The 7,076-nt window shown below is 60.3% G+C and carries 6 protein-coding genes; 1 reads left to right on the forward strand and 5 read right to left on the reverse strand.

The genetic code is table 11. The features are described 5' to 3' along the window. Positions 1 to 180: 180 nt before the first annotated feature. Positions 181 to 1,650: an amino acid permease gene (locus tag ACUM6F_RS10880; RefSeq protein ID WP_426377541.1), complete on the forward strand. Its 1,470-nt coding sequence runs from the start codon at positions 181 to 183 to the stop codon at positions 1,648 to 1,650. Here the strand turns inward: ACUM6F_RS10880 and ACUM6F_RS10885 are convergent. The 5 genes from ACUM6F_RS10885 to ACUM6F_RS10905 form a co-directional block, all read right to left on the reverse strand. Beyond that, positions 1,647 to 2,840, reverse strand: coding sequence for an NAD(P)-dependent malic enzyme (locus ACUM6F_RS10885; protein WP_445349236.1), 1,194 nt, complete (start codon positions 2,838 to 2,840; stop codon positions 1,647 to 1,649). The genes ACUM6F_RS10880 and ACUM6F_RS10885 overlap by 4 nt on opposite strands. Before the next feature lie 223 nt (positions 2,841 to 3,063). Further along, complete coding sequence (locus ACUM6F_RS10890; protein ID WP_445349237.1) at positions 3,064 to 3,798, reverse strand: fumarate reductase iron-sulfur subunit; 735 nt, start codon at positions 3,796 to 3,798, stop codon at positions 3,064 to 3,066. Beyond that, the gene (locus ACUM6F_RS10895; protein WP_445349238.1) at positions 3,791 to 5,629 is read right to left on the reverse strand and encodes a fumarate reductase flavoprotein subunit; all 1,839 of its coding nucleotides are present in this window, start codon (positions 5,627 to 5,629) and stop codon (positions 3,791 to 3,793) included. Before ACUM6F_RS10895 ends, ACUM6F_RS10890 begins: the two co-directional genes overlap by 8 nt. A 1-nt stretch (position 5,630) precedes the next feature. Next, the gene (locus ACUM6F_RS10900; protein ID WP_425621762.1) at positions 5,631 to 6,257 is read right to left on the reverse strand and encodes a succinate dehydrogenase/fumarate reductase transmembrane subunit; all 627 of its coding nucleotides are present in this window, start codon (positions 6,255 to 6,257) and stop codon (positions 5,631 to 5,633) included. A gap of 137 nt (positions 6,258 to 6,394) precedes the next feature. Further along, complete coding sequence (locus ACUM6F_RS10905) at positions 6,395 to 6,961, reverse strand: Fe-S-containing hydro-lyase (protein ID WP_445349239.1); 567 nt, start codon at positions 6,959 to 6,961, stop codon at positions 6,395 to 6,397. Between the last annotated feature and the right edge of the window lie 115 nt (positions 6,962 to 7,076).

Genomic DNA, 7,076 nt, shown 5'->3' on the forward strand with positions numbered 1-7,076 from the left:
TCTTTCACCCCCCCGATCTTGCCATCTTCTGCCTTTCGGTTCTACATAAAAGTTTGGATTCCTCCACCCGTCCTCACGTTCCTTATTGTCGGTTGTTCACCGTCGCCCTATACCGCGCGGATACGATCACCCGGACAAAGAAAGAATAATGGAGAAAACGCGGCAAGGGATGGATAAAGTTTGGGCGACGGGATCAGCATCTGGCGGACAAAGCCGTTCGTGGAACTGGAAGCGGAAAAGAAGGAATCCAGACTACGCCGTTCACTGACCTCTATTGATCTGGTGGCGCTCGGCATAGGGGCCATCATCGGCACGGGGATATTCGTGTTGACCGGTGTAGCCGCCGCCCAATATGCGGGCCCGGCGCTCATAGTGTCGTTTGTCGTTGCGGGGGTGGCGGCCGGCCTGGCGGCCCTGGTCTACGCCGAACTGGCGGCGATGATTCCGGTGGCGGGCAGCGCCTATACCTACAGTTATGCGGCGCTTGGGGAGTTCGTGGCCTGGATCGTGGGCTGGAACCTCATGCTGGAGTACATGGTTGCGGCGGGAGCGGTGGCGATCGGCTGGGGGTCCTACCTGGTGGACCTGCTCCGTTCAGTGGGGGTCGCCCTGCCGCAAAGCGTTACCGGCGCGCCCGCCCAGGACGGGGTGGTCAACGTGCCTGCCGTTTTCGTCGCTCTGGCCGTCACCCTCCTGGTGGTGAGGGGAACGCAACAGAGCGCCAGGACGGCGAAAACCGTCGTGCTCGTCAAATTGTTCGTCATCGTCCTGTTCCTCGTCCTCGGCGTGCGTTTCATCAACCCGGCAAACTGGCAGCCGTTCCTCCCGTTCGGCATGATCGGCATCTTCCAGGGGGCGGCGATCATCTTCTTCGCCTACATCGGCTTCGACGCCGTCGCGACCGCCGCCGAAGAAGCGCGAAGACCGCAGCGCGATCTGCCTATCGGCATTATCGGTTCGCTGCTGGTCTCCACCATACTGTACATCCTGGTCACCGTCGTCTTAACGGGAATCGTTCCGTATAATCAGCTTAACACGGCCTCCCCCGTCGCGACGGCCCTCTTGCGGGCCGGTATCCCCCTGGCCGGTTCGGTCGTGGCCCTGGGGGCGCTGGCGGGGATCACCAGCGTCCTCGTGGTCACGCTCTACGCCCAAAGCCGCATCTTTTACGCCATGTCCCGCGACGGCCTGATCCCCAAGGTCTTTGCGCGCGTTCACCCGCGTTACAACACGCCTTACGTCAGCACGCTCGTGGTGGGCATCGTCGTTATCCTCACCGCCGGCTTCCTGCCGATCGGCGTCGTGGCTCAGCTGGCCAACATCGGGACGCTGACCGCCTTCGTCATCGCTTCCGTGGGCGTTTTGGTATTGAGGTATACGAGACCGGACATGCCCAGGCCTTTCAAGACGCCGGGCATGCCATGGACACCGCTGCTGGCGATTGTGTCCTCCCTCTATCTTATCGCCAATCTTCCCCCTCTGACCTGGGTGCGCTTTGTGGTCTGGATGGCCTTGGGCCTGATCATCTACTTCGGATACAGCTATCGTCACAGCGCCCTACAGCCGAAAGACAGGGGATTAACGTGGAAAGCGATACTGGGGCCGGCGCTGGCGAAGCCGCTGCGCCGCGATGATTTGGAAAGAAGTTAAGGGCCGGGTAGCGCGCCGCCGACCCGGGCCACGCCCGAGGCGATGGCTGCTTTCGCCGTAGCCTCGGCTACGGCGGGGGCGACCCGACTGTCAAACGGCTCGGGAATGATGTGATCGGGTTTCAAGGTTTCCTCAGCCAGGGAAGCGATGGCGCGAGCAGCGGCAAGCTTCATCTCGTCGTTGATGTCGATGGCCCGGACGTCCAGCGCTCCTCGGAAAATACCGGGAAAGGCCAGCACGTTGTTGATCTGGTTCGGGAAATCGGAACGGCCGGTGGCGATGATCGCCGCTCCCGCCGCAGCCGCCTCGTCGGGCCAGATCTCGGGATCGGGGTTGGCCAGGGCGAAGATTATCGGGTCCGGCGCCATGCGGTTGATCATTTCCGGGGCCACCTGGTTGCCCTTGGATACGCCGATAAAGACGTCGGCTCCGGCAAGCGCGTCGGCCAGGGTACCCGTGATGCGCGCGCCGTTGGTCCGGAGCGCGATGTCCTGCTTGTAACTGTTCATACCCTCGGCCCGGTCCGGGTAAATGATCCCTTTCCTGTCGCAGACGAGAATGTGCTCCACGCCCAGCTTCAGCAAGAGGCGGGTAATGGCCAGTCCGGCCGAACCCGCGCCGTTGATGACGATCCTGATGTCCCGCAGGGTTCTGCCCGTAAGCGTAAGGGCGTTCAAGAGCCCTGCCGTTACAACGACAGCCGTGCCGTGCTGGTCGTCGTGAAACACCGGTATGTCCAAGATGCGTTTGAGCTCCGCCTCCACCTCGAAACACAACGGCGCGGCGATATCCTCCAGGTTGATCCCGCCGAAGGTGGGCGCGAGACGGCGCACGGTCTCGATGATGCTCGGGGCGTCCCCGGCGTCTATGCATATCGGCACGGCGTCCACCCCGCCGAAGGTCTTAAAGAGAATGGCCTTACCCTCCATTACAGGTAAAGCCGCTTCCGGACCGATGTTTCCGAGCCCCAGGACCGCGGAGCCGTTGGACACGACGGCCACAAGGTTGCCCTTGGCTGTATATTCGTAAACCTTTTGGCGGTCAGCATAGATCTCTTCGCAGGGAGCGGCCACGCCGGGCGTGTAAGCCAGCGATAAGTCCCTTTCGTCACGCAGGGGAAGCTTGGATTTAATTTCGATCTTACCCTTGACCGTGCGGTGCAGTTCAAGTGCCTCGTCGCGAAGCGGCATTTGTTCCCCCCACCTTTATTTTGTCTACAAGATACTGTATTCCTGGATACACTATACCATCGGCGGAAGTTTTCTGACAATATTAATGATTTCTGGTTAATCCGAAAAAAATGATCAAATCCTTGCCGATCAATCGGAGGCCGGCAAAGACCGGCAAAGAAAAAAGCCCGCTGCCTTCTTAAAAGCTGCGGGCCTTTTATAAAAGAAGCTGCGGCGAAGTTTTTCAACGGCCTCTTCTTAATCCGATGGCTGCCATGCGCCGCCTGACGTAGGCCAGTTGCATTTGCAGAGGGAGCTGTTGCGGGCAGTTGTCATCGCAAGCCATAAGCCCCACGCAGCCAAAGGCCCCCTCGTTGTTGCCCACGATTTCGTAGTATTCCCAGTCGGAACGCTCGTCGCGCGGGTCTACCATGAAACGGGCGATGCGGTTCAGCCCGGCGGCGCCGAGAAAGTCGTCGCGGATGTTGGCCGTAAGGCACCCCGCGATGCAACAGCCGCACTCGATGCATCGTTCGGCCTCGTAAATCTTCAAAGCCGTTTCGTTGTCCATGCGCTCTTCCTGGGCCGCGGGATCGAACTCCTTGCGGGTGTGAATCCAGGCTTCGGTCTTGAGGCTCATCTCCCTAAACCAGGTGCCCGTATCGACCGAGAGATCACCGACGAGCTTGAATACCGGCAGCGGAAGCAGTGTAATCTCGTCGGGCAGGGATTTGGTCAGGGTCTTGCAGGCCAGGCGGGGTTTCCCGTTAACCAGCATACCGCACGAGCCGCAGATGGCGGCACGGCAAACAAAGTCAAACATCAGGGACGGGTCCTGCTCTTCGCGAATCTTATTAAGGGCCACAAAAAGGGTCATACCCGGCGTTTCTTCCAACTGGTAGGCCTGCATATGCGGCTTGACCCCGGAAATACCCGGGTTGTATCGGAAGATGTTAAAGGTTAGCTGACGACTAGCCATTGTTACCTCCTTGCGCTCCATTGCTTTGGTTGGCAACTGAGGACTCCCCGTACCCGCGGTCGCCGGGGGGCAGTTCGGTAATCTTGACCGGCTCGTAGTCGAGCTGCGGCAGATCGGCGCCGGGCCGCCAGTAGGCCAGGGTGCGTTTAAGCCAGTTCTTGTCGTCGCGCTTGGGGAAATCTTCGCGCGCGTGGCTGCCGCGGCTTTCCTTGCGTTCCAGGGCGCCGTAGGCGATGCACAGGGCCAGCCTGATCATGCCGGGAAGGCGGATAGCGGCCGTCAGTTCGGGATTTGCCCCCTGGCCGCTTGAAACCAGGGCGAGCTTACGGCTGCGCTCGTGCAGTTCCCGGAGCTTGCCGACGGCCTGCTGGAGGCCTGTGGCGTTACGGAAAATACCCACGTTGTCCATCAGGGTCTGTTCCATCTCGCGGCGGAGCTTGTAAACGTTCTCCCTGCCGTTACGGCCCGCTATCAGGTCGTTGATTCTGGCCTCCTGGGCTTTAACGCGGTCCTCTACTATCCTTGAAGAATACTCCAGCGTTGCGCCCAGGGCATATTCGGCGATCTGCCTGCCTATGATCATCCCGGAAACGATGGTTTCGGCCAGCGAATTGCCACCCAGGCGGTTGAAGCCGTGCAGGTCCCAGCACGCGGCTTCGCCCAGGGCAAACAGGCCTTTCAAACCGTAGGCCGCGCCATCGATATTCGTCCTTACGCCGCCCATGCTGTAATGTTGGGTGGGTCGCACGGGAATGAGGTCCTTGACGGGATCTATGCCGGCAAAGTTCCGGCAGATGTTGGCGATTTCACGGAGGTTGGTATTGATGTGCCTGGCGCCCAGATGCCGGATGTCCAGCCACAGGTGCGGCCCGTAGGGACTGTCGACGCCGAGGCCCTTGCGCATGTGCTGGACCATACGCCGTGCCACGACGTCGCGCGAGGCGAGGTCCTTTTTCACGGGTTCGTAGTCGGGCATAAAGCGATGGTGATTCTTGTCGAGAAGATAGCCGCCGTCGCCCCGGGCACCTTCGGTAATAAGAATCCAGACCGGTACCATACCGGTGGGATGGAACTGGACAGCCTCCATATTGCCGAGGGGGACCACGCCCGTGTCCAGGGCGATCGACATGCCGGTACCCTCGCAAATCACGGCGTTGGTGGAAGCGCCGTAGAGCCGGCCGTAACCGCCCGTGGCGATCACGGTAGCTTTGGCCAGGTAAGCCGTAAGTTTGCCTGTCCTGAGACAGCGCGCCACCGCGCCGATACATCGCTCGCCGTCATGGATGAGGGCGATGGCTTCCATGCGGTCGTGCACGGTTATCCCCATTTTGATGACGATGCTATCCACCGTGTACTGCAGGCTGTGGCCGGTGCCGTCCGCCGTATAACAGGTGCGCCACTTGGCTGTTCCTCCGAAGTCGCGGGCGGTAATCAGGCCTTCATATTCCGGGAGGTCTTCGACCTCGTGCCCGTCGGGGAGCTTGCGCTTCCCGGCCACGACGCGGTTCCAGGGCACACCCCAGGCGGCCATTTGCCGTACGGCGACGGGTACGGTTTCGCAGAAGAGGCGGGCAACGTCCTGGTCGCATCCCCAGTCGGAGCCCTTGACCGTATCGGCGAAGTGAATGTCGGGGCTGTCGCCTCTTCCCATGGCGCAGTTGCCTAAAGAAGCCTGCATGCCGCCCTGGGCGGCCGTGCTGTGCGAGCGGCGGGGCGGTACGAGGCTCAGGATGACGACATCGAGTCCGTGTGAAGATGCCTCAATGGCGGCGCGTTCGCCGGCCAAGCCGGCGCCGATCACGAGTACGTCACTGACATGCGTTTGATACATCTTAGAGAGCACCTCCTAAACGCACGAACGCAAACATTGCCGCGACGCCGAGGATGAGGATCAAGAGCGTGATCATCTTCGTGACCCAGCCTACGGTGTGGCGATCGATCCAGCCCCACTTGACCATGATGCGGTAGAGACCGAACCCGGCGTGGTATTCGCCGAGGACGAGCAGGATCAGGTAGAACCACCAGAAAGAAGTCATCCGGTCGGCGCTCTTCACGGCCTCGATCGGCCAACCGAGAAGGATTGACGAAACGTGCATGCTCGCCAGGACGGCGATTCCGGCGGCGGTGATGAGTTGGAAGATCCAGACCCAGGTGTCGGGGTGTTTAACGAGACGCGCGTGCGCCCAGAATTCGCGGTAGCGGTTGGGGATGCGCCGGCAGACTGCAAAGACGTGAACCAGCGCTACCAGGCCGATGAACGGGATGCCGACGTAAGAAAGATAATACCGGTCCAGGAAGGCCGCGAAGGAGTCGTATGACTGGGCGCCCAACAGGATTACGCCTACGAAGAGCATGTGCGTCCATAAAAAACCGACCAGGAGCAGGCCGCTGACCATCTCGGCCAGGTCGAGGTACAGGTCGGTCTTCAGGCTGTTTGGGTGGATCCTTTGCACCGACATTGAGCTACTCCTTTCCGTATGAACAAGGTCAGGCCGTTTCATAATCTCGTTGACTGGTTGATCCAGCACTCAACCATGTCTTTCGAGGAATTACTATAACCGCGGGTCGGCAAAACACAAGAAGATTTCCCCGCCAATCAGGGGTTGAATGCGGGGCCGGCAAATGATGCGCGTCCCTGGCGATAAAGACTGTTCCCGTGCGCGTCGATCGCTACGACGGCAGGAAAATCCACGACTTCAAACTCGTGAATGGCTTCAGGGCCCAGTTCAGGGTAAGCCACGACCCGTGCGGCCTTAATGCAGCGGCTTAACAGGGCTCCCGCCCCTCCCACGGCGGCGAAATAAACGGCTTTGTACCTGCGCATGGCTTCTTCGACCTCCGGGGAACGGTACCCCTTCCCGATCATCCCCTTGAGTCCCAGGGCGATTAGCTGCGGGGTGTAGGCATCCATTCGCCCCGAAGTCGTGGGACCGGCCGCGCCGATGATCCGGCCGGGCTTGGCGGGCGAGGGTCCCACGTAGTAAATGATCTGGTTGCGAATATCGATGGGCAGGGGTTTGCCTTCCTGCAGAAGGGCGATCATGCGCTTGTGAGCGGCGTCGCGGGCGGTGAAGATCTTGCCGTTGATCAGCACGCGCTGTCCGGCCTTGAGGCTCAAAACGATGCTTTCGTTCAGGGGCGTGTTGATGCGTAACACTTCCATCCGATACCCTCCAAGGATTTACTAACCATATTGCATCCAGCGTAAAGCATCTCATAGCTGACAGCTACCCTGAAAAACGGCCCTTGCTATTCGGGTCTGGGTTTATCCCCGCAAG

The sequence above is a fragment of the Desulforudis sp. DRI-14 genome, from assembly GCF_052618305.1.

Excerpts from the sequence above, each read along its gene's own strand:
- ACUM6F_RS10895 (WP_445349238.1), bottom strand. The coding sequence starts at position 5,629 with ATGTATCAAACGCATGTCAGTGACGTACTCGTGATCGGCGCCGGCTTG.
- ACUM6F_RS10885 (WP_445349236.1), bottom strand. The coding sequence starts at position 2,840 with ATGCCGCTTCGCGACGAGGCACTTGAACTGCACCGCACGGTCAAGGGT.
- ACUM6F_RS10890 (WP_445349237.1), bottom strand. The coding sequence starts at position 3,798 with ATGGCTAGTCGTCAGCTAACCTTTAACATCTTCCGATACAACCCGGGT.
- ACUM6F_RS10905 (WP_445349239.1), bottom strand. The coding sequence starts at position 6,961 with ATGGAAGTGTTACGCATCAACACGCCCCTGAACGAAAGCATCGTTTTG.
- ACUM6F_RS10900 (WP_425621762.1), bottom strand. The coding sequence starts at position 6,257 with ATGTCGGTGCAAAGGATCCACCCAAACAGCCTGAAGACCGACCTGTAC.